24 protein-coding genes are annotated in these 25,519 nt (G+C 52.0%); 13 read left to right on the top strand and 11 right to left on the bottom strand.

Annotation, left to right across the window (positions count from 1 at the left end; genetic code table 11):
* Positions 1–140 precede the first annotated feature (140 nt).
* Positions 141–1,100: a transcriptional regulator MlrB gene (mlrB, locus tag ACLJRH_RS12455; protein ID WP_001060725.1), complete on the top strand. Its 960-nt coding sequence runs from the start codon at positions 141–143 to the stop codon at positions 1,098–1,100.
* Positions 1,101–1,209: 109 nt separating this feature from the next.
* On the opposite strand, the gene fumD is transcribed toward mlrB, so the two are convergent.
* From fumD to ttrS, 3 genes are all read right to left on the bottom strand, one after another.
* Complete coding sequence (fumD, locus tag ACLJRH_RS12450; RefSeq protein WP_000165779.1) at positions 1,210–1,422, bottom strand: fumarate hydratase FumD; 213 nt, start codon at positions 1,420–1,422, stop codon at positions 1,210–1,212.
* 97 nt (positions 1,423–1,519) lie between these two features.
* Positions 1,520–2,140, bottom strand: a complete 621-nt coding sequence (ttrR, locus tag ACLJRH_RS12445; protein ID WP_000190927.1) for a tetrathionate respiration response regulator TtrR — start codon at positions 2,138–2,140, stop codon at positions 1,520–1,522.
* A complete protein-coding gene (ttrS, locus tag ACLJRH_RS12440; protein ID WP_023136724.1) occupies positions 2,115–3,893 on the bottom strand; it encodes a tetrathionate respiration histidine kinase TtrS in 1,779 nt (592 codons plus the stop codon). Before ttrS ends, ttrR begins: the two co-directional genes overlap by 26 nt.
* 181 nt (positions 3,894–4,074) lie before the next feature.
* Here ttrS and ttrB point away from each other — a divergent pair, with 181 nt between their 5' ends.
* From ttrB to ACLJRH_RS12385, 11 genes are all read left to right on the top strand, one after another.
* Positions 4,075–4,809, top strand: coding sequence for a tetrathionate reductase subunit TtrB (gene ttrB, locus ACLJRH_RS12435; protein WP_001523928.1), 735 nt, complete (start codon positions 4,075–4,077; stop codon positions 4,807–4,809).
* Positions 4,810–5,832 carry a tetrathionate reductase subunit TtrC gene (ttrC, locus tag ACLJRH_RS12430; RefSeq protein ID WP_023136723.1) on the top strand — a complete coding sequence of 341 codons (1,023 nt, stop codon included), beginning with the start codon at positions 4,810–4,812 and terminating at the stop codon, positions 5,830–5,832. It abuts the gene before it with no gap.
* Positions 5,825–8,887 carry a tetrathionate reductase subunit TtrA gene (gene ttrA / locus ACLJRH_RS12425; protein ID WP_023136722.1) on the top strand — a complete coding sequence of 1,021 codons (3,063 nt, stop codon included), beginning with the start codon at positions 5,825–5,827 and terminating at the stop codon, positions 8,885–8,887. The genes ttrC and ttrA overlap by 8 nt, the downstream gene beginning before the upstream one ends.
* Positions 8,888–9,209: 322 nt before the next feature.
* Positions 9,210–10,436: a PfkB family carbohydrate kinase gene (locus ACLJRH_RS12420; RefSeq protein ID WP_000471823.1), complete on the top strand. Its 1,227-nt coding sequence runs from the start codon at positions 9,210–9,212 to the stop codon at positions 10,434–10,436.
* An 11-nt stretch (positions 10,437–10,447) separates the two neighbouring features.
* Positions 10,448–11,185, top strand: a complete 738-nt coding sequence (locus tag ACLJRH_RS12415) for a glutamine amidotransferase (RefSeq protein WP_000697189.1) — start codon at positions 10,448–10,450, stop codon at positions 11,183–11,185.
* 58 nt (positions 11,186–11,243) lie between these two features.
* Positions 11,244–12,137 carry a proline iminopeptidase-family hydrolase gene (locus ACLJRH_RS12410; RefSeq protein WP_001000504.1) on the top strand — a complete coding sequence of 298 codons (894 nt, stop codon included), beginning with the start codon at positions 11,244–11,246 and terminating at the stop codon, positions 12,135–12,137.
* Between the two features lie 21 nt (positions 12,138–12,158).
* The gene (locus tag ACLJRH_RS12405) at positions 12,159–13,502 is read left to right on the top strand and encodes an APC family permease (protein WP_000756083.1); all 1,344 of its coding nucleotides are present in this window, start codon (positions 12,159–12,161) and stop codon (positions 13,500–13,502) included.
* A gap of 401 nt (positions 13,503–13,903) precedes the next feature.
* A complete protein-coding gene (gene pykF, locus ACLJRH_RS12400; protein ID WP_000751447.1) occupies positions 13,904–15,316 on the top strand; it encodes a pyruvate kinase PykF in 1,413 nt (470 codons plus the stop codon).
* 310 nt (positions 15,317–15,626) lie between these two features.
* Positions 15,627–15,863, top strand: a complete 237-nt coding sequence (gene lpp / locus ACLJRH_RS12395; RefSeq protein WP_001082307.1) for a murein lipoprotein Lpp — start codon at positions 15,627–15,629, stop codon at positions 15,861–15,863.
* A gap of 82 nt (positions 15,864–15,945) precedes the next feature.
* Positions 15,946–16,188, top strand: coding sequence for a major outer membrane lipoprotein (locus tag ACLJRH_RS12390; protein WP_001527893.1), 243 nt, complete (start codon positions 15,946–15,948; stop codon positions 16,186–16,188).
* Between the two features lie 80 nt (positions 16,189–16,268).
* Positions 16,269–16,508, top strand: a complete 240-nt coding sequence (locus tag ACLJRH_RS12385; protein ID WP_023136894.1) for a major outer membrane lipoprotein — start codon at positions 16,269–16,271, stop codon at positions 16,506–16,508.
* A 66-nt stretch (positions 16,509–16,574) separates the two neighbouring features.
* Here ACLJRH_RS12385 and ACLJRH_RS12380 read toward each other — a convergent pair whose 3' ends face one another.
* The 7 genes from ACLJRH_RS12380 to sufA form a co-directional block, all read right to left on the bottom strand.
* Complete coding sequence (locus ACLJRH_RS12380; RefSeq protein ID WP_001629581.1) at positions 16,575–17,576, bottom strand: L,D-transpeptidase family protein; 1,002 nt, start codon at positions 17,574–17,576, stop codon at positions 16,575–16,577.
* 154 nt (positions 17,577–17,730) lie between these two features.
* Positions 17,731–18,147 carry a cysteine desulfuration protein SufE gene (gene sufE / locus ACLJRH_RS12375; RefSeq protein ID WP_000729470.1) on the bottom strand — a complete coding sequence of 139 codons (417 nt, stop codon included), beginning with the start codon at positions 18,145–18,147 and terminating at the stop codon, positions 17,731–17,733.
* A 12-nt stretch (positions 18,148–18,159) separates the two neighbouring features.
* Positions 18,160–19,380, bottom strand: a complete 1,221-nt coding sequence (gene sufS / locus ACLJRH_RS12370; RefSeq protein WP_000143859.1) for a cysteine desulfurase SufS — start codon at positions 19,378–19,380, stop codon at positions 18,160–18,162.
* Positions 19,377–20,648 carry a Fe-S cluster assembly protein SufD gene (sufD, locus tag ACLJRH_RS12365; protein ID WP_001527739.1) on the bottom strand — a complete coding sequence of 424 codons (1,272 nt, stop codon included), beginning with the start codon at positions 20,646–20,648 and terminating at the stop codon, positions 19,377–19,379. The genes sufS and sufD overlap by 4 nt, the downstream gene beginning before the upstream one ends.
* The gene (gene sufC, locus ACLJRH_RS12360) at positions 20,623–21,369 is read right to left on the bottom strand and encodes a Fe-S cluster assembly ATPase SufC (protein WP_000948904.1); all 747 of its coding nucleotides are present in this window, start codon (positions 21,367–21,369) and stop codon (positions 20,623–20,625) included. Before sufC ends, sufD begins: the two co-directional genes overlap by 26 nt.
* Before the next feature lie 16 nt (positions 21,370–21,385).
* Entirely contained in the window at positions 21,386–22,873 is a 1,488-nt protein-coding gene (sufB, locus tag ACLJRH_RS12355; RefSeq protein WP_023136893.1) for a Fe-S cluster assembly protein SufB, read from the bottom strand.
* Positions 22,874–22,881: 8 nt separating this feature from the next.
* Positions 22,882–23,250: a Fe-S cluster assembly scaffold SufA gene (gene sufA / locus ACLJRH_RS12350; protein WP_000418969.1), complete on the bottom strand. Its 369-nt coding sequence runs from the start codon at positions 23,248–23,250 to the stop codon at positions 22,882–22,884.
* Between the two features lie 426 nt (positions 23,251–23,676).
* Between sufA and ACLJRH_RS12345 the strand changes: the two genes are divergently transcribed.
* The gene (locus ACLJRH_RS12345) at positions 23,677–25,023 is read left to right on the top strand and encodes an L-cystine transporter (RefSeq protein ID WP_023223192.1); all 1,347 of its coding nucleotides are present in this window, start codon (positions 23,677–23,679) and stop codon (positions 25,021–25,023) included.
* Between the two features lie 287 nt (positions 25,024–25,310).
* Here the strand turns inward: ACLJRH_RS12345 and ACLJRH_RS12340 are convergent, their stop codons facing one another.
* Positions 25,311–25,499, bottom strand: coding sequence for a YdiH family protein (locus ACLJRH_RS12340; RefSeq protein WP_001537749.1), 189 nt, complete (start codon positions 25,497–25,499; stop codon positions 25,311–25,313).
* Between the last annotated feature and the right edge of the window lie 20 nt (positions 25,500–25,519).

Here is a 25,519-nt window from a genome sequence, read left to right as displayed (position 1 = left end):
TCTTATTGATATTTAACTACGTCAAAAAAATTCCCGCGAAAACTTAGACAAAAAAACAAAGTTGTGTAAGTTTTAAATCAGCGTGAGATAACATTTTACGCCATTGGCGTCAGTCGTCGTACTTTCAATAAGGGGCAATCATGAATAACAAACCCGTAGTCGGCATTAGCGGATGTCTGACTGGCGCCGCGGTACGCTTTGATGGCGGACATAAGCGTATGGATTTTGTCATGAACTCTCTGGCACCGTGGGTGGACTACAAACCGATCTGCCCGGAGGTGGCGATCGGCCTGCCCGTGCCTCGCCCTGCGCTGCGTCTTATCCAGACGACCTGTGGCGACATTCGGATGCGTTATAGCCATGCCCCGCACGATGACGTTACCGAGCGAATGAATGCCTTTACCGATCGGTTTCTGCCAACAATAGGCGAACTGGCGGGGTTTATTGTGTGTGCAAAATCGCCCAGTTGCGGAATGGAGCGCGTTCGCCTGTATGATGAAAAGGGTAACAGGGGCCGCAAAGCTGGCACGGGGCTGTTTACCGCCGCGATGATGGACAAATATCCCTGGCTGCCGATAGAGGAAGATGGTCGCCTGCACGATCCGGTACTACGCGAGAATTTCATCGCACGTATCTTCGCGCTACATGAATTAAATGCGCTACGCGCGCAGGGCTTGAGTCGTCATAGTTTGCTCGCGTTTCATAGCCGATACAAACTTCAGCTTCTCGCCCACCACCAGGCCGGCTACCGCGAAATTGGCCCTTTCGTCGCGCGTCTGCATGAGTGGGACGATCTGGATGCCTTCTTTGTCCGATACAGAGAAAAACTGATGGCTATCCTGCGCCATCCCGCTTCACGTAAAAATCACACCAATGTGCTGATGCATATCCAGGGCTATTTTCACCGTGCGTTGAACAGCAGGCAACGCGCGGAATTACGCGAGGTGATTCTCGGCTACCGGGCGGGCCGACTACCTATCCTGGCACCGTTAACGCTGCTGAAGCACTATCTGGCGGAACATCCGGATGACTATCTACGCAGCCAGAATTATTTTGAGCCGTACCCTGATACATTAGGGCTGCGCTTAGCCATCAACTGATAACCCTGCGCATCGCTAACGGCGGGCAACCTGCCCGCCATGGTGACAATAGCGACAATTCAAAGGCGATTTCGTTATTGCCAACAGACTGTTTCCACCCTGATAGCGGCTATGACCGCGCCAGAGCGTTAATCACGGTTTCCATAGCCTGTTTTTCTAACGCGCTACGTTGGATGCGTTGATTCGCCAGCGCGGTTCTTAGCACGCCCGCAATAACAATATATTTAGGCTCCTGCCCCAGATCGCGCATTTCCAGCACGACCTTGCCCACCACCCGGCACATCTCACGGTACAGCTCGTCATCTTTTGTCGGTTTTGTCATACGTTTTACTCGTCGCCAGATCAAACCAACAGAATATAACAGTCTTCTCTATTAAACAAAATTTGATGCAAATCAAAGAAATAACATGGTTTATTATTCATGGCTCATACGTTGTTCGTATTCTGGTCTCTGGCGAGGCCATTTTTTCGAAACGCCTAATCAGTTCCGCCAGGCTACCGGCCTGCATTTTTTCCATGACTCTGGCGCGGTGCACCTCTACGGTACGCACCGCGATATTCATCGCTTCCGCAATTTCACGGTTCATAAATCCTTTTGCCACCAGGCTGGCCAGCTCACGCTCTTTCGGCGTCAACTGCTGGTAACACAGTATAATCTCACGGCGCGCCACCGCTGCCGATGAAACCGTCAGCGCACGCTCCAGCGCCGCCTGTAGCGGTTTTACCGATACCGGTTTTTGCAGAAAATCGACGGCGCCGCGTTTCATCTGCTCCACGGCCATCGGTACATCGCCATGCCCGGTAAGAAAAACAACCGCCAGGGTACTTCCGCACTGGCGCAACGCATCATGAACGCCCTGCCCATCCAGTACCGGCATTCGCATATCCAGTAATACGACCCCGGCCTGATACAGACTGGCCTGCGCCAAAAAATCCGCCCCCTGCGTCCAGCATTTTACGTCATATCCCAGACTTTCCAGTAAAAACGCGCACGCGTTAGTGACCGCCGTATCATCATCCAGTAGATGAATTGTCGCCATCCCTGCCCCCATGTTCATGTAAGAAATGTATCGTGACCACCGTTCCCGACAGACCATCCGGCGCGGTCTGGTTCCTGATGCTGATATCGCCCCGCCCATACCGCACCAGCCGCTGGCAAATCGCCAGCCCTAAGCCCATCCCCTCTTTACGGGTGGTCATAAACGGCTGAAACGCCTGACGTAATAGTGCCTCATCGATTCCCCCGGCGTTATCCTGTAAAACAATACTGATGCCGTTTTCAGTGCGTTCAGCAACGACCCATAAATGGGTGGCGCCCGCCTGAGCCGCATTAAGAATGATATTCGCCAGCACCTGTTCCAGCAGCACTGACGGCAGCGTTACGCGCAGCGCAGCGCTAACCTCGGTATGCAGAGTCACTGTCGGAAATTGTTGCGCCATACGCAACAATTGCCAGACATGATCAATCGCCTCGCGAATGGCTATGGCCTTCCACGCTTCGGTTAGCACCGGGTTGCCCTGCGCCTGGCTGACCCAGTGACGCAGGTTACGCAGAGTATCCGCACCGCGTTGCGCCTGCTGGTCAATCTGCTCCAGCGCCGGCAGCAAGGGATGCTGTTCATCTGCAACGCGCAGTCGAATCAGGCACCCCTGGGCATAATGTCGAATCGCGGAAAGCGGCTGATTAAGCTCATGGGCAAACCCGGAGGTCATTTCACCCAACACGCTCATTTGCCGGGCGGTTTCCAGCGCCCGCTCATGCTGATGAAGGACTACGCTATTACGTTCCAGTTGCTTTCCACGTCGACGCACCAGCAGCATGACCCAAATATAATTGAGCGTGAGCAACAGGAACGCCAGAATCACGCCGCCAACCATTAGCTGATGCTGGATTAACCAACTTTTGACATCCAGCCACAGTCGACGCTGCTGAGGGTGCTGACGAACATCGCGCAGCAACGCTTCCACCTGACTGGTGGACGCAGGCGCGCCCCAGTGAAATGGCGCGGCGGCGGGCGCGTTGAATAGCGCTCGCGTTACGCGATCCGCCAACGCATCGCTTACCGCAGGTAGCGCCGCGAACGACCAGTCAGGATATAACGGCGTACTGGTTAAGCAAGGTAGGGGCGTCGGTCGGGAAAGCAGCGCGATAAAGTCCTTTTTATTAATCAAGCCTTCCTGATCCATATTTTCTAACAGGCACACTGGCACAATTGCCGCCTGCACCGCTTTTTCGCGCAGCATATAGACTAAGGCATCGCCAGGGAATCCGGTAAAACGGAGATGAAAGTCGCGCTCCGGGCGTAAGCCCGCGTCGCTGAGCGCTTTATAGCCTAATAAATAGCCGCCAAATGCCTGAGCATCAATCGCGCCGACTGTCTTACCGATGAGAGCATGCGCCGTGGTGATGCCGTTATCGCGCCGGGTCAAAATCACGCTGCCAATAACATTACTCACCGCTTTCCCATCGCGCGTGGAGCGCAGGGAAGCTAACCAGCGCAGCGGCGCATGGCTGTTCAGTTGGACAAATTGCGCCGGGTTGGTTATCACAAACTGCACGGTTCCCTGGTTAACGGCCTCCTGCATTTGATGCAGATCCAGCGGCTGGATGTGAAAGGTTTCGCCTGGAAGCTGTTGGCTTAATGTCTTTGCCAACGGTTGCCAGTGGCTACGCGTAGACGCCTCGCCGCGCATGGCCAAAATACCGATATTCCACGTCCCTGCCCACGCGCCATGACAAAGTAGCCCTACTGCCGCCAACACCGCCAGGCGCCTTACGGTTTTACCTCTCACCCCAATATCCCTGTCAATTATGTTGTTTTAGATCAACAACAAGCCGGGTATGTGGTTAACCACAATAGAGTGCACCCCGTCTCGATTTTTACACTGTAAATCATCAACATTTTTTATTCATTACACATGAACCAACATCGTGACAAATGTTTCATTGTTGGCAATGTGGACGGGAGTCAATATGGACAGCAGTAAACGGCAATTTCTCCAGCAGCTCGGCGTCCTGACCGCTGGCGCCTCGCTGGTTCCGCTGGCTGAAGCGAAATTTCCTTTTTCGCCGGAGCGGCATGAAGGCTCTCCCCGACACCGTTACGCCATGCTTATCGACCTGCGGCGTTGTATCGGCTGTCAGTCCTGTACCGTAAGTTGCACTATTGAAAACCAAACGCCGCAGGGCGCATTTCGTACGACGGTGAACCAATACCAGGTCCAGCGTGAAGGTAGTCAGGAAGTCACGAATGTGCTATTGCCGCGTCTGTGCAACCATTGCGATAACCCCCCCTGTGTGCCGGTCTGCCCGGTACAAGCCACCTTTCAGCGGGAAGACGGCATTGTGGTGGTGGATAACAAACGCTGCGTCGGCTGCGCCTATTGTGTCCAGGCGTGTCCTTACGACGCCCGATTTATCAATCATGAAACGCAAACTGCCGATAAATGCACGTTTTGCGTCCATCGTCTGGAAGCCGGACTGTTACCCGCTTGCGTAGAGTCCTGCGTCGGCGGCGCGCGTATTATTGGCGATATCAAAGATCCCCATAGCCGCATCGCCACCATGCTTCATCAACATCGCGACGCTATCAAGGTATTAAAGCCGGAAAACGGCACGTCGCCCCATGTTTTCTACCTGGGTCTGGACGACGCCTTTGTCACCCCATTAATGGGCCGTGCGCAGCCCGCGCTTTGGCAGGAGGTCTGAATGACGCATTCACTCATCATTGAAGAAGTGCTGGCTCACCCGCAGGACATTAGCTGGCTGCCGTGGGCGGTACAATATTTCTTTTTTATTGGCATTGCCGCCTGCGCCGCACTGTTTGCCTGTTATCTTCACTGGCGGAAAAAAGACGCCGCAACAGAAGAAAATCGGGCATTACTGATTGCCATTACCTGTGCGATTACCGCACCGCTGGCGCTGACGGCGGATCTGCACCAGACCGCCCGCGTCTGGCATTTCTATGCCTGGCCGACGCCCTGGTCGTGGATGCCCTGGGGAGCGTTGTTCCTGCCGCTGTTTACCGGATTTCTCGCTCTGTGGTTCCTGGCGCAGCAGATAAAACGATTATTCAATAAAAGTTACAACGTCACTAAATGGTTGGCGTTAGCCAGCGCGCTTTGCGCGGTGGGCCTGTTGATTTATACCGGCCGCGAAGTCTCCGTTGTGCTGGCGCGCCCAATCTGGTTTAGCTACGCCTTCCCCGTGGCGATGTTTCTTAGCGCCTTACAGGCGTTCTTCGCGCTGATGATTGTCGCCGCCCGACGCGACTCGGTAAGGCTGCCAAAAATATTGTGGGGACAAATCTGGACGCTGGCGGCGCTGGGGCTGGTCGTGGCCATGTGGGTCAGCGGCGATACGCTTTCCGGCACGGCAATCCGTCAGTGGATTTCCGTCGCCCTGTCAGCCAAATATTACGCTGTCGGCTGGCTAGCGCTGTGGGTATTCACGCTGCTGTTCTGTAGCCTGGCGCTACGTCATCCATTATCGCAGCTAAGACGCGTCCTGCTGGTTCTGAGCGCGCTGGCGCTATGTTGGCTGATGCGCTGGACATTGTTGATTCAGGTACAAACCGTACCCAAGTTCAACGCGCAATTTAACCCTTACTCGTTACCAGGCGGAACGGATGGCTGGCTGGCTATTCTCGGCACCTTCGGCCTGTGGATAGCGCTACTGATTATTATTCGTGAAACGCTGAACGGACTCACCAGGAGATTACAACATGGCTAATTTAACCCGTCGTCAGTGGCTAAAAGTCGGTCTCGCCGTCGGTGGGATGGTCACTTTTGGTCTGAGCTACCGTGATGTGGCGAAACGCGCAATTGATGGCCTGTTAAACGGGACGTCCGGCAAGGTAACGCGCGACCGCATCTTTGGCAATGCGTTAATTCCGGAGGCGCAGGCGCAAACGCACTGGCAGCAAAATCCACAACAAACCATCGCCATGACGCAATGCTTCGGCTGTTGGACACAGTGCGGTATCCGCGCCCGGGTTAATGCCGATGGCAAAGTGATACGCATCGCCGGCAATCCCTATCACCCCTTGTCGCAGGAACACCCGATTGACTCGTCCGTCCCTTTTAGCGAAGCCATGGAGCAACTGGCGGGAGAAAGCGGTCTTGACGCCCGCTCAACCGCCTGCGCGCGCGGCGCCACGCTGCTGGAAAGCCTGTACAGTCCGCTGCGACTGCTTGAACCGATGAAACGCGTGGGTAAACGCGGCGAAGGGAAATGGCAGCGCATCAGCTTTGAGCAGCTTATTGAAGAAGTCGTGGAAGGCGGCGATCTGTTTGGCGAGGGTCATGTGGACGGACTGCGCGCGATTCATGCGCCGGATACGCCAATTGACGCAAAGCACCCCAGTTTCGGGCCCAAAACCAATCAGTTACTGGTCACGAATACCAGCGACGAAGGCCGCGATGCGTTTCTGCGTCGTTTTGCGCTAAATAGCTTCGGCAGCAAAAATTTCGGCGCGCATGGCGCCTACTGTGGACTGGCTTACCGGGCCGGCTCCGGGGCGCTGATGGGCGATCTGGATAAAAACCCGCATGTCAAACCCGACTGGGAAAACGTGGAGTTTGCGCTCTTTATGGGCACCTCCCCGGCACAGTCCGGCAATCCGTTTAAACGCCAGGCGCGTCAGTTGGCGAGCGCCCGGCTGCGTGAGAATTTTCAATACGTCGTGGTCGCCCCTGCCCTGCCCTTATCAACGGTGCTCGCCGATCCTCGCGGTCGCTGGCAACCGGTCATGCCCGGCAGCGATTCGGCGCTGGCAATGGGGATGATCCGCTGGATCATGGATAATCAACGTTATAATGCTGATTATCTGGCGATTCCCGGCGTACAAGCGATGCAGCAGGCCGGCGAGCAAAGTTGGACCAACGCCACGCACCTGGTCATTGCGGATGAACTGCCGACGCTTGCCGGACAACACCTGACGCTGCGCCATCTTACGCCCGATGGCGAAGAGACCCCCGTCGTGCTGAATACCGACGGCGAGTTGGTCGATGCGTCCACTTGCCGACAGGCACGGCTTTTCGTGACGCAGTACGTTACGCTCGCCGACGGCCAACGGGTCACGGTGAAGAGCGGGTTGCAACGCCTGAAAGAGGCGGCAGAAAAGCTCTCGTTGGCGCAATACAGCGAACAGTGCGGCGTGCCGGAAGCGCAAATTATCGCGCTGGCGGAAACCTTTACCGGTCACGGACGTAAAGCCGCGGTCATCAGTCACGGCGGCATGATGGCCGGCAATGGGTTTTATAACGCCTGGTCGGTCATGATGCTTAACGCGCTGATCGGCAACCTCAGCTTGTCCGGCGGCGTCTTTGTCGGCGGCGGCAAATTCAACGGCGTTAGCGACGGCCCCCGCTACAACATGAACAGTTTTGCCGGAAAAGTGAAACCGTCCGGGTTAAGTATTGCCCGTAGCAAAACCGCTTATGAAGCATCGGAAGAATACCGCGACAAAATTGCCGGCGGGCAATCCCCTTATCCAGCCAAAGCGCCGTGGTATCCCTTTGTGGCAGGCCAGCTTACCGAACTGTTGACCTCCGCGCTCGAAGGCTATCCTTATCCGCTTAAAGCCTGGATTTCCAATATGAGCAACCCGTTTTACGGTGTTCCCGGTCTACGCGCCGTGGCGGAAGAAAAACTAAAAGACCCTCGCCGACTGCCGCTCTTTATCGCGATTGACGCCTTTATGAATGAAACGACGGCGCTGGCGGATTACATTGTGCCGGATACGCACAATTTTGAGAGCTGGGGATTTACGGTGCCCTGGGGCGGCGTAGCCAGTAAAGCCACTACCGCCCGCTGGCCGGTTGTCACCCCCGCCACCCGCCGAACGGCGGACGGGCAACCAGTCTCAATGGAAGCATTTTGTATCGCGGTAGCAAAACGGCTCCGTCTGCCCGGTTTCGGCGACCAGGCGATAACCGATCCGCAGGGCAATACTTTTCCACTGAACCGGGCGGAAGACTTCTATCTGCGCGTAGCCGCTAATATCGCCTTTATGGGCAAGACGCCGGTCGCGCCGGCAAATCAGGAAGATATTACACTTACCGGCGTCAGCCGCATTCTGCCAGCAATTCAGCACACGCTTAAAGCTGATGAGGTCGGTCGCGTGGCGTTTATCTACTCGCGTGGCGGCCGGTTTGCGCCCGAGGATAGCGGCTATACGGAGCAACGGTTAGGTAACGCGTGGAAAAAACCCTTACAGATCTGGAATGCAGATGTCGCCGCCCACCGTCACGCCATCACCGGGGAGCGTTTCAGCGGTTGCCCGGTCTGGTATCCGGCGCGTTTGTCAGATGGTCGTGCGATTGACGACCAGTTTCCCATTGGGCAATGGCCGCTGAAACTGATTTCATTTAAATCAAATACCATGTCCAGCTCAACAGCCGTCATCCCGCGCTTACACCATGTGAAGCCAGCAAACCTGGTGGCGCTGAATCCGCAAGACGGCGAGCGTTATGGGCTGCAACATGGCGATCGGGTACGGATCATTACGCCGGGCGGTCAGGTCGTGGCGCAAATCAGTTTGTTAAATGGCGTGATGCCAGGCGTCATCGCCATCGAACACGGATATGGTCACCGCGAGATGGGCGCAACGCAGCACTCTCTGGATGGCGTGCCTATGCCGTATGATCCACAAATCAGGGCAGGCATAAATCTTAACGATCTGGGCTTTGCCGATCCGACAAGAACCATTACCAACACCTGGCTCGACTGGGTTTCTGGCGCGGCGGTACGTCAGGGGCTACCGGCAAAAATCGAGCGTATATAACCCCAGGGCCGGAGAGCGATATCGTCTTATTTCGTCGAGGGTAGCGACTGATAAGCGAACGCTGTCCGGCTGCATATACTCACTGAATCGTGCAAGCCCAACTATTTTACGTTCACCCCGTCATATTACATAGAAAATATATGACAACACTCACAAAACTATTTTTCCCTTCTGTAAGCAATTAATATTTAACACATTGGCTGCGCTTCTGATTATTGACATTCATTTGGGGTTACTTCCGGTTGACCGCATAATCTGTGATTGAATTCACCGCATGACAACATTGCCATAAATACAATTCAACTCACTACCCGGAGGCAATATGTTTAAAGAAGAAAGACGTCATGCCATCATTAATTTACTGATAAAGGATAATAGTGTTAGCGTCAGTAAACTTTCAGACCTTTATAAGGTTAGCCAGGAGACTATTCGTTCCGATCTACGCTATTTCCAGAAATCAGGTATGCTTCAGCGTTGCTATGGCGGAGGGATTTTAAACCGTGACGCGCTGAGTAAGCTTATCACTGAAAATAAGATTGATATCTCCAGCACTATCGCCACGCCAATCCATCAGGATGCAAAACTGCGCCGGGAAAACACAAAAAAAGCAGGCAAGGTGTGTGTTTTAGGCTCATTCAATATTGATGTTTCAGCAACCGTGCCGTGGTTTCCACAAAGCGGAGAATCCATTCTGGCCAGTCAATTTGGATTCTATCCTGGCGGTAAAGGAGCCAACCAGGCTTTAGCGGCAAACAATGCCGGCGCTGCGGCGCATTTTATTTTTAAAGTGGGCAAAGATCAGTTCAGCGCATTTGCTATGAATCATATTATTCAATCAGGCATCACCTCATACAGCGCGTATCAAACAGATAAAGCGCCCACCGGTAGCGCATTGATCTATGTCTCCGCCGTGGATGGCGATAATATTATCGCCATCTACCCTGGCGCCAATATGATGCTCACCACGCAAGAGATTAACGAGCAACACCGTTATATCGCCGAGTCTGACGTTATGCTAATGCAGCTCGAAACGAACATTGAAGCGTTGACTGAATTTATTCGCCTGGGAAAACAAGAAAATAAAATGATCATGCTGAATCCTGCCCCCTATACGAAACAGGTGACGCATTTATTATCTGATATTGACATCATCACGCCGAATGAAACTGAAGCCTCTTTTTTATCCGGCGTAACCATTACTGATATTAATGATGCGAAAAAAGCCGGAAATATTATTCTGCAATCCGGGGTGAAAAAAGTCATCATTACCCTTGGCGCCCGTGGTTCTCTGCTCTGTGAGCACGCCCGCACGTTGTATATTCCTGCGTGGAGCGCCGTGGTAAAAGATGCCGCCGGGGCCGGTGACGCTTTTAATGGCGCCTTAGCCGCCGCGCTGGCGCGACAAGCAGACATGGTCGCAGCCATTCAATATGCCTCCGCTTTCGCTTCTCTGGCGGTGGAACAAGTCGGTGCGTCGAGTATGCCTCAGCACTTGCAGGTTTTACATCGAATGCGTACCCAATCTAATAAAGTCATTAACATTAATTAACAGGTGACATAATGAAAATTTTATTTATTGGCGAATCCTGGCACATTCATATGATTCACTCTAAAGGTTTTGATAGCTTTACATCGAGCAAATATGAAGAAGGCGCAGACTATTTATTATCCTGCTTACGCCAGGGTAATATCGATGTGGACTACATGCCTGCCCATATTGTGCAAACTCGTTTTCCACAAACCGCCGAAGCATTAGCCTGCTATGATGCGATCGTCATCAGTGATATCGGTAGCAATACGTTCCTGCTACAAAACAGAACGTTTTATAATATGGATATTATTCCTGATGCATTACAACTTATCGCGGATTATGTTGCTGAGGGCGGCGGTCTGTTGATGATCGGCGGGTATTTATCCTTTACGGGAATAGAAGCAAAAGCCAATTATAAAAATACGGTTCTGGCGGAGGTATTGCCGGTTGATATGCTGGATGTAGATGACCGCGTAGAACTACCGCAAGGATGTAAAGCAGTAAATACTGCGGTAGAGCATGTTATTACCCAGCCATTTAGCGAATGGCCGCCGCTATTGGGCTATAACAAGCTTATCGCCAAAGAAAATAGTCAGGTCCTTGCTGAAATTAATGGCGATCCACTGTTAGTTATGGGTACTTACCATAAAGGGAAAGTATGTTGCTTTGCCAGTGATTGTTCACCGCACTGGGGAAGCCCGCAGTTTCTGCAATGGGAACAGTACGCCACCTTCTGGTGTAATGTTTTACACACAATAAAAAAATAATATTACCCAAGCGAATATAAATTTCGCCTGCCCTGCCACACACTGAGTCATTAAGAATATGAATGATACTTATCTCTATGGCGAAATGTTTTCTGAAAACATATTGACAAGCTATCGGATTTATGGAGACAGAAAATCATTACTCACGCCGCTCATTATCCTTCACGGCGGCCCTTCTGGCGGCTTTGATTATTTATTAAATTATCGCCATCTGGCTGATGACGGGCGCATGGTAATATTTTACGATCAATATGGCTGCGGTCGTTCAACGCATTTTCCTCATGCCGACGCGTCTTTCTGGACTATTGCGCGTTATCTCCGTCAATTAACCCAATTAATTAATCACCTGGGTATTGGACACGGGTATTCGATACTGGGACATTCCTGGGGCGGAATGCTTGCCGCAGAGCACGCCTGCTTACAGCCTGCCGGGCTTCGCGGGACGATACTGGCCAGTTCGCCGGCCAGTATCGCCCTGTGGCAACAGGAAGGCATACGGCTCTTTAACGCTCTGACGCCAATGTCCGATGACGATATCAAAAACGTCATTATGCCCGCCGTCATTTATCAAAACCCACCGGAACAGCTGGTCGCTTATTATGCCAGGCACGTTTATACCCTCGCGGAAGAAGCCGTTCATGTTCAGCGATCTAATGCGCAGTTCGCCGCCGACCCTACGGGTTATCACATTTTATGGGGAACCAATGAACTGGCGGCAAATGGCAAACTTGCCGACTGGGATATTACGCCCCATTTGTGCCAGATACGCTGTCCTGTTCTGGTATTACGCGGCGAAAACGATCAGGCAACCGAGCGCGTCGTCTCTCCGCTGCTCTCTCACATTTCAGACTGCCGCGCGGTCACTATTCCCGGCAGCAGCCATAACCCACATGAAGAAAATATCGCGCCCTGCCTCGCAGCGGTAAGCGCGTTTTTACGCGATCTGGCATAAAAAGCCATTAAGGTATTTATCATGAAAAAAGTCAAAAAATTGTCTCTTACCGATTTAGTGCTTTATGGTCTGGTGTTTATGGTGCCTATCGCGCCAGTCTCTCTTTATGGCGTCGTTTATAATCTTTCGCACGGTATGGTTGCGCTGGTTTATATTATTGGCGCGATCGCGATGTTTTTTACCGCGTACAGCTACTCTACCTTATCGCAACATATCTCCTCGTCGGGTTCGGCCTATGCGTATGCTGGCGTATGCATTAATCCCGCCGTAGGGTTTCTGACCGGATGGATATTACTGTTGGATTATCTTTTGTTCCCTACGCTCGTGGCAGTGCTGGGCGGCGTCGCGGTCCACGCTATTTTACCGCAAATCCCGGTCTGGGTCTGGCCGTTGATTTATGTGGCTATTGGCACCGGAGTCAACTATCTCGGGATACAGCAAACGGCGAAATTTGATAAGTTACTGGTCTTCATTCAACTCGGTATTCTGGCGATTTTCGTTCTGCTCATTGTCCGTCTGTTGATGCTGGACAGTAGTCAGATAACGCTTTCCTTCCGGCCTTTTTTCGATTCACAGTGGTTCACCCCAGGGCTCATCGCGACGGCGATTTCGGTGGCTGCGCTGAACTTTCTCGGCTTTGACGCTATCAGTACATTAAGTGAAGAAAGCGAAGGCGGGGGACGCGCCGTCAGTAAAGCAACGCTGTTGGCGTTAGTTTTGGCGACGGTACTGTTTATTATCGTTGTGGCGTTTGCGGCGTTCGCCACCGGTAATGTCGACCGCTTCGCGGAAGGTAATGCGACGAATGAAGCATTTTTCACCATTGCCGGCAACGTTGGCGGTATCTGGCTCAAAGTGGCGTTTTCCATCATTGTGGCGTTTGTGTGCGCCGTCGGCAACATTATTACCGCGCAAACGGCGGTGTCCAGAGTGCTATTTTCAATGGGGCGCGACCGAATGTTGCCCGCCTTCCTCGCTCACGTCCATACCACGCGTAAAACGCCGGATTATGCCATTCTGTTTACCGGCGGCGTCACCCTGCTGCTCAGCTACCTGTTTTCCGGCAAGATTGAATCTATCTCCACGCTGGTGAACTTTGGCGCGCTTTTCGCTTTTTTTGTCGTGAACCTGTGTGTGTTTATTCTGTTCAATTTCCGGATGAAAGCCCAGCGGCGCATTTTCGCCCATGTCATTTCGCCGATCATGGGGATGATCGTCATCGGCTACGTCTGTTTAAACATGAACATTCACGCTCTGATACTCGGAATTAGCTGGGCGGCGATCGGGATAGCGATTCTGTGCTATCGAAAAGCACACAACCAAAACATCGCCATCGACCTGGAAGGCAAAAAGTTGCTCGATTGACATTATGCGCAACAACACCCATTGTTGCGCAACGCCGCCCCTGTTCGGGCGGCGTCATCGCCAGCGACATCGTAAACAGCGTAATAACAAACCGTTGTGGATCTGCACAGATGTCTTTTGAAACAGGGTTTTCATTTTCCTTTTTTGTAAATTTCAGCGTATAATGCGCGCCAATTGTCTCTTGAATGGTTTCAGCGCATTGGACTGTAAAACTCAACGACTAAAATTATCCCCTTCCCGTTGGGCTGAAACGCGAGCACACATTCCTCTGCACGCTCTTTCGATGTCACCTATCCTTAGAGCGAGGCATCATCACTTTAGCAACACAGGCTTAGCTTCCGGGCCGTGCGCGCCCGAAGCCAGATTTCCATATCCTCCTCAACTTAAAGACTAAGACTGTCATGAAAAAGACGAAAATTGTTTGTACTATCGGTCCGAAAACCGAATCCGAAGAGATGTTAAGCAAAATGCTGGACGCGGGCATGAACGTGATGCGTCTGAACTTCTCTCATGGCGATTATGCAGAACACGGTCAGCGTATCCAGAACTTGCGCAACGTGATGAGCAAAACTGGTAAAAAAGCCGCTATTCTGCTTGATACTAAAGGACCAGAAATCCGCACCATTAAACTGGAAGGCGGTAACGACGTTTCGCTGAAAGCGGGTCAAACCTTCACTTTTACCACCGACAAATCCGTGGTCGGTAATAATGAAATCGTTGCCGTCACCTATGAAGGCTTCACCAGCGACCTGAGCGTTGGCAACACCGTCCTGGTTGACGATGGTCTGATCGGTATGGAAGTGACCGCCATCGAAGGCAATAAAGTCATTTGTAAGGTGCTGAACAACGGCGATCTGGGCGAGAACAAAGGCGTTAACCTGCCGGGCGTTTCTATTGCTCTGCCGGCGCTGGCTGAAAAAGACAAACAGGACCTGATCTTCGGTTGCGAACAGGGCGTTGACTTTGTTGCGGCGTCCTTTATCCGTAAACGTTCTGACGTTGTCGAAATTCGCGAGCATCTGAAAGCCCACGGCGGCGAAAACATCCAGATTATCTCTAAGATCGAAAACCAGGAAGGCCTGAACAACTTCGATGAAATTCTCGAAGCTTCCGACGGCATCATGGTTGCGCGTGGCGACCTGGGCGTAGAAATCCCGGTTGAAGAAGTGATTTTTGCGCAGAAAATGATGATCGAAAAATGTATCCGCGCACGTAAAGTCGTGATCACCGCGACTCAGATGCTGGATTCTATGATCAAAAACCCGCGTCCGACCCGTGCAGAAGCAGGCGACGTTGCGAACGCCATCCTCGACGGTACGGATGCGGTTATGCTGTCCGGCGAATCCGCAAAAGGGAAATACCCGCTGGAAGCCGTTTCTATCATGGCGACCATCTGCGAACGTACCGACCGTGTCATGAACAGCCGTCTGGACTACAACAACGACAGCCGTAAACTGCGCATTACGGAAGCGGTATGCCGCGGTGCGGTAGAAACCGCCGAAAAACTGGAAGCGCCGCTGATCGTGGTAGCGACCCAGGGCGGTAAATCCGCTCGCGCCGTGCGTAAATACTTCCCGGACGCCACCATCCTGGCATTGACCACCAATGAAGTGACCGCCCGTCAGTTAGTACTGAGCAAAGGCGTGGTATCGCAGCTGGTGAAAGAAATCAATTCTACTGATGATTTCTACCGTCTGGGCAAAGATGTCGCCCTGCAAAGCGGCCTCGCCCAGAAAGGCGACGTCGTAGTGATGGTCTCCGGCGCGCTGGTTCCAAGCGGCACCACTAACACCGCCTCTGTTCACGTACTGTAATAATTGTTGTGTGAATTAATTTGTTTAAAAAAGCGCCCTTCCGGCGCTTTTTTTATTTAATCGATAGCCACTATTAATAAAAAAATCAAATCGGATTTTACTATCTAATTGCGGATTATCTAAGAAGAATCCGATGGAAGCCCCCTGTTTTCTTTCGGTTTTTTAGGGACTTTCATGCATTTCGATGCTTCTTTGAGCGAACGATCAAAAATAAGTGCATTCCCATCAAAAAAATATTCTCAACATAAAAAAGTTTGTGTAATACTTGTAACGCTACATGGAGATTAACTCAATCTAGAGGGTATTAATAATGAATCGTACTAAACTGGTACTGGGCGCGGTAATCCTGGGTTCTACTCTGCTGGCTGGTTGCTCCAGCAACGCTAAAATCGATCAGCTGTCTTCTGACGTTCAGACTCTGAACGCTAAAGTTGACCAGCTGAGCAACGACGTGAACGCAATGCGTTCCGACGTTCAGGCTGCTAAAGACGACGCAGCTCGCGCTAACCAGCGTCTGGACAACCAGGCTACTAAATACCGTAAGTAATAGTACCTGCGTAATAAAAATGGCGCACGATGTGCGCCATTTTTTTTACATATATAACCACACAAAATATAAGGTTATTATTATGAACCGTACTAACAGGCTGATCTTAGGTGCAGTAGTTCTGGGTTCCACGTTACTGGCAGGTTGTGCCAGCAACGCTAAAATCGATCAGTTGTCTTCCGATGTACAGACGCTAAGCGCTAAAGTTGAGCAACTGAGTAATGACGTAAATGCAATGCGTTCCGACGTTCAGGCTGCTAAAGACGACGCGGCTCGCGCTAACCAGCGTCTGGACAACAAAGTAGTATCCCACGTCCGTAAGTAATTTGACGCACGATATAAAATGGCGCACATCGTGCGCCATTTCTTTATACATATAACCACTCATAATATAAGGATATTATTATGAACCGTACTAACAGGCTGATCTTAGGTGCAGTAGTTCTGGGTTCCACGTTACTGGCAGGTTGTTCAAGCAACGCTAAAATCGATCAGTTGTCTTCCGATGTACAGACGCTGAGCGCTAAAGTTGAGCAACTGAGTAATGACGTAAATGCAATGCGTTCCGACGTTCAGGCTGCTAAAGACGATGCTGCTCGCGCGAACCAGCGTCTGGACAACAAAGTATTCCGCATCTGTAAATAATTTGACGCACAATATAAAATGGCGCACATCGTGCGCCATTTTTTTGTCCGTCGTTTGCTGCGAAGGCTACTGCGTCGCGCGCGTTTGCCCCTCTTCCCCGACAAAACCGTTCTGAGCGGATTCGACTGCGGTCGTATTTACCGCTGGCGTCTGCCCGGCGCTCACACTGACAGGATACCCGGCTCGCCGGTATAGCGCCTTATCGACCAGGCGACTATCCACCCCTTGCGCGTTTCTGAACGCGGTAAATTCCGCAGGCAACACGTAGGGCATCGTCTGCACGTTTTGCTCTTCTTCCGGCGATAGCGGCCTGTGTACCTCTACATAACGAATGCCATTCGGCTCGACAGAGAATTTCACCGGCTGGTTAATCACTTTTACCGGCGTCCCCGTTCTGACCTGCGCAAATAACGCTTTGATGTCCGGCGCGTTCATGCGAATGCAACCGGAACTCACGCGCAGACCCACGCTATCCGGCGCGCTGGTACCATGAATGAGATATTCCCCATTACCGTGCGCCAGACGCAGCGCATAGCGTCCCAGCGGGTTATTTGGCCCGGCAGGGATCACCGGTGGCAGCGTGATCCCCCGCTCAAGCGAACGTTGGCGTATGCCCGCCGTCGGCGTCCACGTCGGGTTGGGGATCTTTTGCCCTATCCGGGTGTCCATGATGGGAGTTTCCAGCCCCTGCAAACCGATGCCGATGGGATACACCTGAACACGGTTTTCTCCCGGCGGGTAATAATACAACCGTAGCTCCGCGAGGTTGACGATAACGCCTTCCCTGGGCGCATCCGGCAATAGCATCTGCGAGGGAATGGTAATTAGCGTACCGGGCTTAGGCACCGGCGCAATCGTATTGTTCGCTTCAAGAATGAGCATCGCCGCCGTATCAAAACGCCGGGCGATAGCCTGCAGGTTTTTATCACCTTCCTGTACGGTATAGGTTTGATTCTGACCAATAAGACGGCTGCCTTCGGGCGGTAATGGATAATCAACCGCCCAGGCTGCCTGTAGCGCGCTATACGCGCCGATAATAGCTAGAGTAATGAAAGACGCCCGTTTCATACCAAACCTCCTGTATTCCTGGTGATGTCCTCTGCGACGGCTGATAGCGCTTCGCTTATCAGAACAACAAAATATACGCTCTATCCACTCTGGATAAAGCGACGTCGCCGTCCGACAAAGGATTTGACATCAGGTAGAACGCTGTCTGTACAGTTTAGCTAAGAGTGGCGGCCTTAGCGCGAATTGCGCGAATCATTGCTTCCAGCCCCTGAGAACGAGAAGGCGTGAGGTGCTGCGTAAGCGCCATTTTTTCGAACCATGGCCGGACATCAAAATGCACAATATCCTGCGCCGTCATTTGGTGGTACAAAATAAATACCACCGCCATAAGGCCTTTAACGATCGCCGCGTCGCTGTCGCCCTGCAATTCGATAATGCCGTTGGCGTTTCGCCGCATCACTATCCACACCTGGCTCTGACAGCCATGAATCGTATTTTGCGGATTGCGATCCTGCGGATTTAACTCCGCCAGGCGCTGCCCCAACTCAATAATATATAAATATTTCTCTTCCCAATTAGCGCAACGCGTAAAGTTACGCAGCAATTTTTCTTTATCCGGTAGCGCAGCCATAAAACCTCACTGTTATCCCAATAAGCGGTGGATACGCGTTAATCCTGCCACCAGTCGGTCCACTTCTTCATGGGTGTTATACATCGCCAGCGAAGCCCGGCACATTGCCGGCACGCCATACCAGGCCATGAGCGGCATCGCGCAGTGATGCCCCGTTCGTACCGCGATACCGTAATTATCAAGAAAGCTGCCGACGTCGTAAGCATGGTGTTTACCCAGATTAAACGCGATGACGCCCAACCGCTGTGCCGGACCATACAGCGTGATATCAGGCACCTGCGCCAGTTGCTCCAGCGCATAGCGCATCAGCATCTGCTCATAATCGCCAATCTTATCCAGTCCCAGCGACGTCACATAGTCAATTGCCGCGCCCAGACCGATGATGCCGCCAGTATTCGGCGTTCCCGCCTCAAAACGCCAGGGCGCTTTCGCCCATGTCGTTCCCTGCGTCAGGCTGACGGTCGAGATCATCGACCCGCCCCCTTCCCACGGCGGCATTTCTTGCAGCAACGCCTCTTTAACATACAGAATGCCGATGCCGGTCGGCCCGTAAAGTTTATGGCCGGAGAAAACGTAAAAATCGCAGTCCAGCGCCTGGACGTCAACTGCATGGTGCATCACGGCCTGGGCGCCATCCACCAGCACTTTCGCCCCATGCTGGCGCGCCAGCGCAATCATGTCCGGCAGCGGGTTTTCCGTCCCCAGCACATTGGAAACGTGGGTAATGGCCAGCAGTCGGGTCCGGTCATCGAACAGCGCAGCTAAGGTCTCCAGCCGCAGCGTACCGTCAGGATGCAATGGGATCACGCGCAGTTCAGCGCCTTTGCGCTCACACAGCATCTGCCAGGGAACGATGTTAGCGTGATGCTCCATCTCGCTGATGATAATGTTATCCCCGGCGCGAATATTTTCCGTTCCCCAACTGTTGGCGACAAGGTTAATGCCCTCCGTCGTACCGCGCACGAACACCAGTTCTTCTGCGGAGCGGGCGTTAATAAACCGCGACGCCTGCTTACGCACATTCTCCATGCTTTCGGTCGCCTGTGCGCTTAACGTATGGATACCTCGATGTACCGCAGCATAGCCGTGACGGTAGAAGGCAGATTCAGCGTCAATCACCTGATTGGGTTTTTGAGCGCTGGCTGCGCTGTCCAGGTAAGCCAGCGGCAGGCCGTTAACTTCACGCTGCAGTATGGGAAAATCCGCCCGTACTTTTTCTACAGGAAATGTCATACCAGGCCTCCGGGCAGTCGCTGGCCGATTCGCGCCAGCACCTGCTGTTTAAGGGCGCTATCATGGATAGCTTCCGTTAACTCTGCGGCAAACGCGTAAAGAATCATGTGCCGCGCCTCCTGCTGCCTGATGCCGCGTGATTGCAGATAAAACATCTGCTCATCGTCAATACGCCCGATCGTCGCGCCGTGGCTGCACTTCACGTCATCGGCATAGATCTCCAATTGCGGTTTGGTATCGACTTCAGCCAGTTTCCCCAACAACAGGTTATTATTGGTCATCTGGCCGTCGGTTTTAATGGCGTGTTGCGCCACGTTAATCAGGCCATTAAAGACCGCGCGTCCTTTGTCGCTGACGATGGTCTTGTGCAACTGGCGGCTGTTACAGTAACCTTTGTTATGTTCCAGCCATGTCCGCGTATCGCAGACTTCATTTTTCACCGGCATCGCCAGACTATTCAGTCGAAGCGTCGCGTTTTCGCCATTCAGTTGTGAGCTGCTGTGGTGACGTAGTACTGCGGCGCCCAGCAGAAAACTGTGGCTAAACGCCGAGGCGTCTGTCGCCAGCAGAAGATCGTTATGCGCAAAGTGATAGCTGGACGCATTTTCAAACGCCAGTTTGATATGACGCAGTTGCGCATTGTCTGCAACGTTCATCGTCAGACGCGCGCCGGTAAAATGTTTTGCCGCTGTAAGGCTGACATAATGCTCAATAACCGTCGCTTCCGCGCCTTCCGCCAGCGCCAGATGGTGGCGATAATGCGCGGTATTCAGCTCGTCGCTATCCACGCCCTGCGTGATATGCATTAACAGTAGCGGCCTGGTCGGACGCTGATTTCGCCGTACCTGTATATACGTGACACATTGCGCCAGGCTTTCCGTCAGATGCAGAAAAACCTCGGGATGTACCGGCGCGGCAAGCGTCTGGCGCTCATCCCTGACGCTAACATCAAATCCGCTGTTTTGCGTGCTATCACTGAGCTCTGGCATAAACCGACCATCGACAAACACCAGCCGCACGGCATCGATTTGCAGCGCCAGCGCATCACGCTGTGCGGCGCTGATAGTCGCACACTGCTGGATAAACTGGCTATGGGTTAAGCCCTCCAGCGGCGTGTATTTCCAGTCTTCATGTTTACGCGTCGGCAATCCCAGACGTAACATCTGTTGTAAATGTTGTCTTGCCTGCTCAGTTCGACTTACTCCTTTTTCTTCAAAGAGATGCTGCCATTGCTGTAGCGCTTTACTGCTGTTCGGTAAGCCAGCCATAACCCTGCTCCTCCAGTTGTTTGACCAGAGTAAAATCGCCGGATCGGACAATTCGCCCCTGATAGAGGACATGGACGTAATCGGGTTTGATATAGTCCAGTATGCGCTGATAGTGGGTCACGATAATAAAAGCGCGTTTATCGTCGCGTAACGCGTTGACGCCTTCCGCCACAATTTTTAACGCATCGATATCCAGTCCGGAGTCAGACTCATCAAGGATGCACAGTTCCGGCTCCAGCACCGCCATTTGCAAAATATCATTGCGCTTTTTCTCCCCGCCGGAAAAACCGACGTTTACCGAACGGGTCAGCAAATCTTCCGGCATTTTCAGCAATGCGATCTTTTCTTCCATCAGATCCTGAAAATCAAAGCGATCCAACGACGTCTGCCCGCGGTAGGCGCGCACGGCATTCAGCGCGGTTTGCAGGAAAAACTGGTTACTGACGCCGGGGATTTCTACCGGGTACTGGAAGGCCATAAAAATCCCTTCGCCCGCCCGTTCCTCCGGCGACAGTTCAAGCAGATCTTTACCTTTGAACGTAACCGAGCCGCCGGTGACCTCGTAATCTTCACGTCCCGCCAGGGTGGCGGAGAGCGTGCTTTTCCCGGAACCGTTCGGCCCCATAATGGCGTGAACTTCGCCGGGGCGAATCTCCAGATTCAGGCCACGCAAAATCGCTTTTTCTTCCACACTGACCTGTAAATCTTTAATGCTTAACATGGGTTTTCCTTCATCATTAACCGACGCTGTGCTCAAGGCTAATCGCCAGCAGTTTTTGCGCTTCAACGGCAAACTCCAGCGGCAGTTCCGAGAAAACGTCTTTGCAGAAACCGTTGACGATCATCGAAATAGCGTCTTCTTCGCTGATGCCGCGTTGCAGACAATAGAAAAGCTGATCTTCACCGATGCGTGATGTTGTCGCTTCGTGCTCCAGCTGCGCGCTGTTATTGCGGCATTCAACATACGGGAACGTATGCGCGCCGCAGTCCGCGCCAATCAACATGGAGTCGCATTGGGTGAAATTTCGGGCGTTGGTCGCCGTCGGCATAATTTTTACCAGCCCACGGTAGCTGTTCTGGCTGTGGCCGGCGGAAATGCCTTTTGAGATAATGGTTGAGCGCGTGTTTTTACCGATATGGATCATTTTGGTGCCGGTGTCAGCCTGCTGATGTCCACTGGTCAGCGCAACGGAATAGAACTCGCCGATAGAATTATCACCGCGCAGGATACAGCTCGGGTATTTCCAGGTAATCGCCGAACCGGTTTCCGACTGGGTCCACGACATCTTGCTGTTTTCCCCTTCGCACAACGCCCGCTTGGTCACAAAGTTCAGAATGCCGCCCATGTTGTTGTCGCCCGGGAACCAGTTTTGTACGGTGGAATATTTTACTTCAGCATCTTTATGGATGATGACTTCCACTACCGCGGCGTGGAGCTGATAACTGTCGCGTACGGGCGCGGAGCAGCCTTCGATATAACTCACATAGCTGCCTTCATCCGCCACCAGAATCGTGCGCTCAAACTGACCGGTTTTCTCGGCGTTAATGCGAAAATAGGTGGATAACTCCATCGGGCAACGCACACCTTTGGGAACATAGATAAATGTCCCATCGGAAGCGACTGCCGCATTCAGCGCGGCAAAAAAGTTATCGTTCCCCGGCACGACGGTGCCAAGATATTTCCTGACCAGGTCAGGGTGATCGTGTATCGCTTCGCCAAAAGAACAGAAAATAATGCCCTGTTCCGCCAGTTTTTCACGGTATGTGGTCGCTACGGAGACCGAGTCAAAAATCGCATCGACGGCGACCTCTTTCCCTTCGCGAACCGGAACGCCAAGCTGCTCGAAGGCGTCTTCAACCTCTTTACTCAAAAAGGTATTCGCGCCCGTTTGCTGTACGGCTCCCGGCTGGGAAACGCAGTTATCGTCGCAGTTTCCGCATGATGGCGCAGAGTAATAGCTGTAGTCCTGATAGTTCAGTTTATCGTAGTGCGCCTTCAGCCAGTGCGGTTCATCCATGTCCAGCCAGGCTCTATAGGCATTGAGACGAAATTCCAGCATCCACTCAGGTTCGTTACGCTTTGCGGAAATCGCGCGCACCACCTCTTCGCTGATGCCTTTTGCCAGTTCATCAGTGGGTAGTTGCGTGAAAAATCCTTCTTTGTAATTAAGGCGTCCGCCTGTCCAGATGCCGACCTCTTCCGTTGCTTCAGTATTACGAGACATAGTACCGCCTATACCCCAAAACTTTCGCCGCAGCCGCATTCATTCTGGGCTTTGGGGTTATGAAATTTAAATAACTGGTTCAGCCCTTCCTGTACGTAATCCACTTCTGTTCCGTCAATAAAAGGCATCGCCTGTAACGGTGCGAAAAGCTTTGCGCCTTCGGCTTCAAAAACCAGATCGTCTTTATCCGGCTCCCGAACGGTATCCAGAACATAGCCGAATCCGGCACATCCCGTCTGTTTTACGCTTAACCGCACGCCCAACATGCCCGGCTGCTTTGCTGCCAGTTCACGTATGTGCGCTGCCGCCGCTGGCGTTAACGTCAGCCCTTGCCAGGGGAAGTCCTCCGGGTTAAACGTGTCTGAATGCAATTCCATAGAGTTACCTCGCGTTCTAAATCACCAGGATATAACAGCATGTTAGTGATAATGATTATCACTTCAACCCCTTAACCGCAGGGGCTTTCCAACAAATGGTCATATTGAGCGCCTTTTATTAAGCATAGACCCTGTCCGCCAGGTCATACGATAGACAAAAAATCACTTAACCTTTTGATAATTAACGATTTATAAGATGTTAACCGTTCTGGCAGGTCAAAAACGAAAAGATGTATAGAAAATGACTATTTAATTAATAGGCTGTCGACATTGCCGGGTGGCGAGGTCAGAACCCCATTTTTTGTATGGATACCTGGCGTTGCGCTCTTTATAATCCGCTGCGGTTCTATAACTCAGTTTGAGCTATAGGTTTATGTAAACTCTTTCCGGCATTTCAGGTGCTGAATGAGGCAAGAGGCTTAAAATATGGTTGTTACGCTCGCGTATATCGCACTTTTTTTGGTTTTCTCGTGGGTCATCTTGAGAATTAATCAAAAAAGCGATTCCCTGTCGAAAAGCGTTTTTATCGCTATCTTTTTAGGGGCTGTTATTGGTTTATCCCTGCATTTTATTTCAGCAAATCACACTAAAACTATTATCGAATGGTACAGCATCGTCGGCAATGGTTACGTCCACCTGTTAAAACTGGTCGCTATACCGCTAATTTTTATTTCTATTCTTTCCGCCATCAATAAACTGGAAAATAGCGCCGGCATCGGAAAAATGTCGCTGACGATCGTCGGATGCATGTTATGCCTGGTGATGGCTGCCGGTTTTATCGGATTACAGACCGCTCATGTGCTGGGGCTTGATGCCAGCGCTTTTGTGCACATGCCGTCAATGTTAACTACGGAAGAAGTCAATAAGACTGCCGCGGTGTCGATTCCCCAGTTAGTGACATCGCTGATCCCGACTAATATTTTTCTTGATCTTACGGGAGCCAGAAGTGTTTCCGTTATCGGCATCGTTATCTTCACGCTAATAGCGGGGATCGCTCTGTTAAAGGTCAAAAAAGAGGCGCCGGAAGAAGGTCAGAAATTAAGCGCAGGCATTAACGCTATTCAGATCTGGGTCATGAAGATGGTACGTATCGTTATTGCATTAACGCCCTATGGCGTCATGGCATTAATGACTACCGTATTTTCATCATACCGCCTTGAACAATTCGCCAGTTTACTTGGTTTTATCGGTGCCTGTTACATCGCGATTTTCATGATGTTTATCGTGCACGCCATTTTGCTGATCCTCAGCGGTAATAATCCAGCGCGTTATTTCAGAATGGTCTGGCCCGTCTTAACCTTTGCGTTTGTTTCCCGCAGCAGCGCAGCCTCTATCCCGCTGGCCATTTCCGCCCAGGAAAAATTTGGCGTACAAAGCACCATTGCCAATATTTCCGCCTCGTTTGGCTCCAGTATGGGGCAAAATGGCTGCGCCGGGATTTATCCGGCTATTATGGTAGCGATGATTGCGCCCACCATCGGCATTGATCCGCTCTCGCTGCATTTTCTGGCCGCGATGTTGCCTGCCATTGCGCTAGGGTCTATTGGCGTAGCCGGCGTCGGCGGCGGTGGTACGTTCGCGGCGCTGATTGTCCTGTCGACGTTGAATTTTCCCGTTGCGCTGGTCGGTATTTTTATTGCCATCGAACCTATCGTTGATATGGCCCGCACGGCTCTGAACGTTAACGGATCGATGATGTCAGGTGTGCTGGCTAACCGTATTTTGAATAATCATACGGCTGACGACATGCCAGCGGTTATTGACAGACCTTAGTTTTTTACGCGCCCGGAAAAGAAAAACCCTTAAGTCTGTTCAATACAGGCTTAAGGGTTCCGGCCCCATCCGGCGCTTATCTCCGGCACTCTTAATGGCTTAGCTCTTGAAGGGGCATAAGAATAATCTCATAAAGAGAGCGCGCCTTTTTAGCACAAATGGCGATCTGTATTTTTTTTAAACAAAATCAAGAGGATTATCTATTACCTGGGGACAGGGTCTGGTGAGATTGCCTGGTAACATAGCCGGATGGCGGCTAACGCCTTATCCGGCCTACACCGACTTTATTAATGCACGCCCAACCGCCAGGCGAAATAGATCTCTTCTTTCAGTTCGGTTGCAGAGAGGGTGAGGAGATCGGCAAACTCTAACTCCAGCTGTTTTAAACGCTTCAAATACTGCGCGGGAGAAAGTTCGGTTTTATCACGGCGTAAAAATTCAATCGCCAGTTGGGTTGGGTCTAAATCAGTAGACATATCATCCTCGCTTATGTGTA

Origin of the sequence: Salmonella sp. SAL04162, assembly GCF_046551535.1 — a bacterium.
Classification (GTDB): Bacteria; Pseudomonadota; Gammaproteobacteria; order Enterobacterales; family Enterobacteriaceae; genus Salmonella; species Salmonella enterica.
This window is presented reverse-complemented; position numbering and strand designations above follow the sequence as displayed.

What these genes read in the sequence shown, in the direction of transcription:
- pykF (WP_000751447.1), top strand. Translation starts at nt 13,904, where the DNA reads ATGAAAAAGACGAAAATTGTTTGTACTATCGGTCCGAAAACCGAATCC.
- ACLJRH_RS12345 (WP_023223192.1), top strand. Translation starts at nt 23,677, where the DNA reads ATGGTTGTTACGCTCGCGTATATCGCACTTTTTTTGGTTTTCTCGTGG.
- ttrC (WP_023136723.1), top strand. Translation starts at nt 4,810, where the DNA reads ATGACGCATTCACTCATCATTGAAGAAGTGCTGGCTCACCCGCAGGAC.
- sufD (WP_001527739.1), bottom strand. Translation starts at nt 20,648, where the DNA reads ATGGCTGGCTTACCGAACAGCAGTAAAGCGCTACAGCAATGGCAGCAT.
- sufE (WP_000729470.1), bottom strand. Translation starts at nt 18,147, where the DNA reads ATGGCTGCGCTACCGGATAAAGAAAAATTGCTGCGTAACTTTACGCGT.
- ACLJRH_RS12380 (WP_001629581.1), bottom strand. Translation starts at nt 17,576, where the DNA reads ATGAAACGGGCGTCTTTCATTACTCTAGCTATTATCGGCGCGTATAGC.
- ttrR (WP_000190927.1), bottom strand. Translation starts at nt 2,140, where the DNA reads ATGGCGACAATTCATCTACTGGATGATGATACGGCGGTCACTAACGCG.
- sufB (WP_023136893.1), bottom strand. Translation starts at nt 22,873, where the DNA reads ATGTCTCGTAATACTGAAGCAACGGAAGAGGTCGGCATCTGGACAGGC.
- sufS (WP_000143859.1), bottom strand. Translation starts at nt 19,380, where the DNA reads ATGACATTTCCTGTAGAAAAAGTACGGGCGGATTTTCCCATACTGCAG.
- mlrB (WP_001060725.1), top strand. Translation starts at nt 141, where the DNA reads ATGAATAACAAACCCGTAGTCGGCATTAGCGGATGTCTGACTGGCGCC.
- ttrB (WP_001523928.1), top strand. Translation starts at nt 4,075, where the DNA reads ATGGACAGCAGTAAACGGCAATTTCTCCAGCAGCTCGGCGTCCTGACC.
- ACLJRH_RS12390 (WP_001527893.1), top strand. Translation starts at nt 15,946, where the DNA reads ATGAACCGTACTAACAGGCTGATCTTAGGTGCAGTAGTTCTGGGTTCC.
- ACLJRH_RS12385 (WP_023136894.1), top strand. Translation starts at nt 16,269, where the DNA reads ATGAACCGTACTAACAGGCTGATCTTAGGTGCAGTAGTTCTGGGTTCC.
- lpp (WP_001082307.1), top strand. Translation starts at nt 15,627, where the DNA reads ATGAATCGTACTAAACTGGTACTGGGCGCGGTAATCCTGGGTTCTACT.
- sufC (WP_000948904.1), bottom strand. Translation starts at nt 21,369, where the DNA reads ATGTTAAGCATTAAAGATTTACAGGTCAGTGTGGAAGAAAAAGCGATT.
- ACLJRH_RS12340 (WP_001537749.1), bottom strand. Translation starts at nt 25,499, where the DNA reads ATGTCTACTGATTTAGACCCAACCCAACTGGCGATTGAATTTTTACGC.
- ACLJRH_RS12415 (WP_000697189.1), top strand. Translation starts at nt 10,448, where the DNA reads ATGAAAATTTTATTTATTGGCGAATCCTGGCACATTCATATGATTCAC.
- ACLJRH_RS12410 (WP_001000504.1), top strand. Translation starts at nt 11,244, where the DNA reads ATGAATGATACTTATCTCTATGGCGAAATGTTTTCTGAAAACATATTG.
- ACLJRH_RS12420 (WP_000471823.1), top strand. Translation starts at nt 9,210, where the DNA reads ATGTTTAAAGAAGAAAGACGTCATGCCATCATTAATTTACTGATAAAG.
- ttrA (WP_023136722.1), top strand. Translation starts at nt 5,825, where the DNA reads ATGGCTAATTTAACCCGTCGTCAGTGGCTAAAAGTCGGTCTCGCCGTC.
- ACLJRH_RS12405 (WP_000756083.1), top strand. Translation starts at nt 12,159, where the DNA reads ATGAAAAAAGTCAAAAAATTGTCTCTTACCGATTTAGTGCTTTATGGT.
- sufA (WP_000418969.1), bottom strand. Translation starts at nt 23,250, where the DNA reads ATGGAATTGCATTCAGACACGTTTAACCCGGAGGACTTCCCCTGGCAA.
- fumD (WP_000165779.1), bottom strand. Translation starts at nt 1,422, where the DNA reads ATGACAAAACCGACAAAAGATGACGAGCTGTACCGTGAGATGTGCCGG.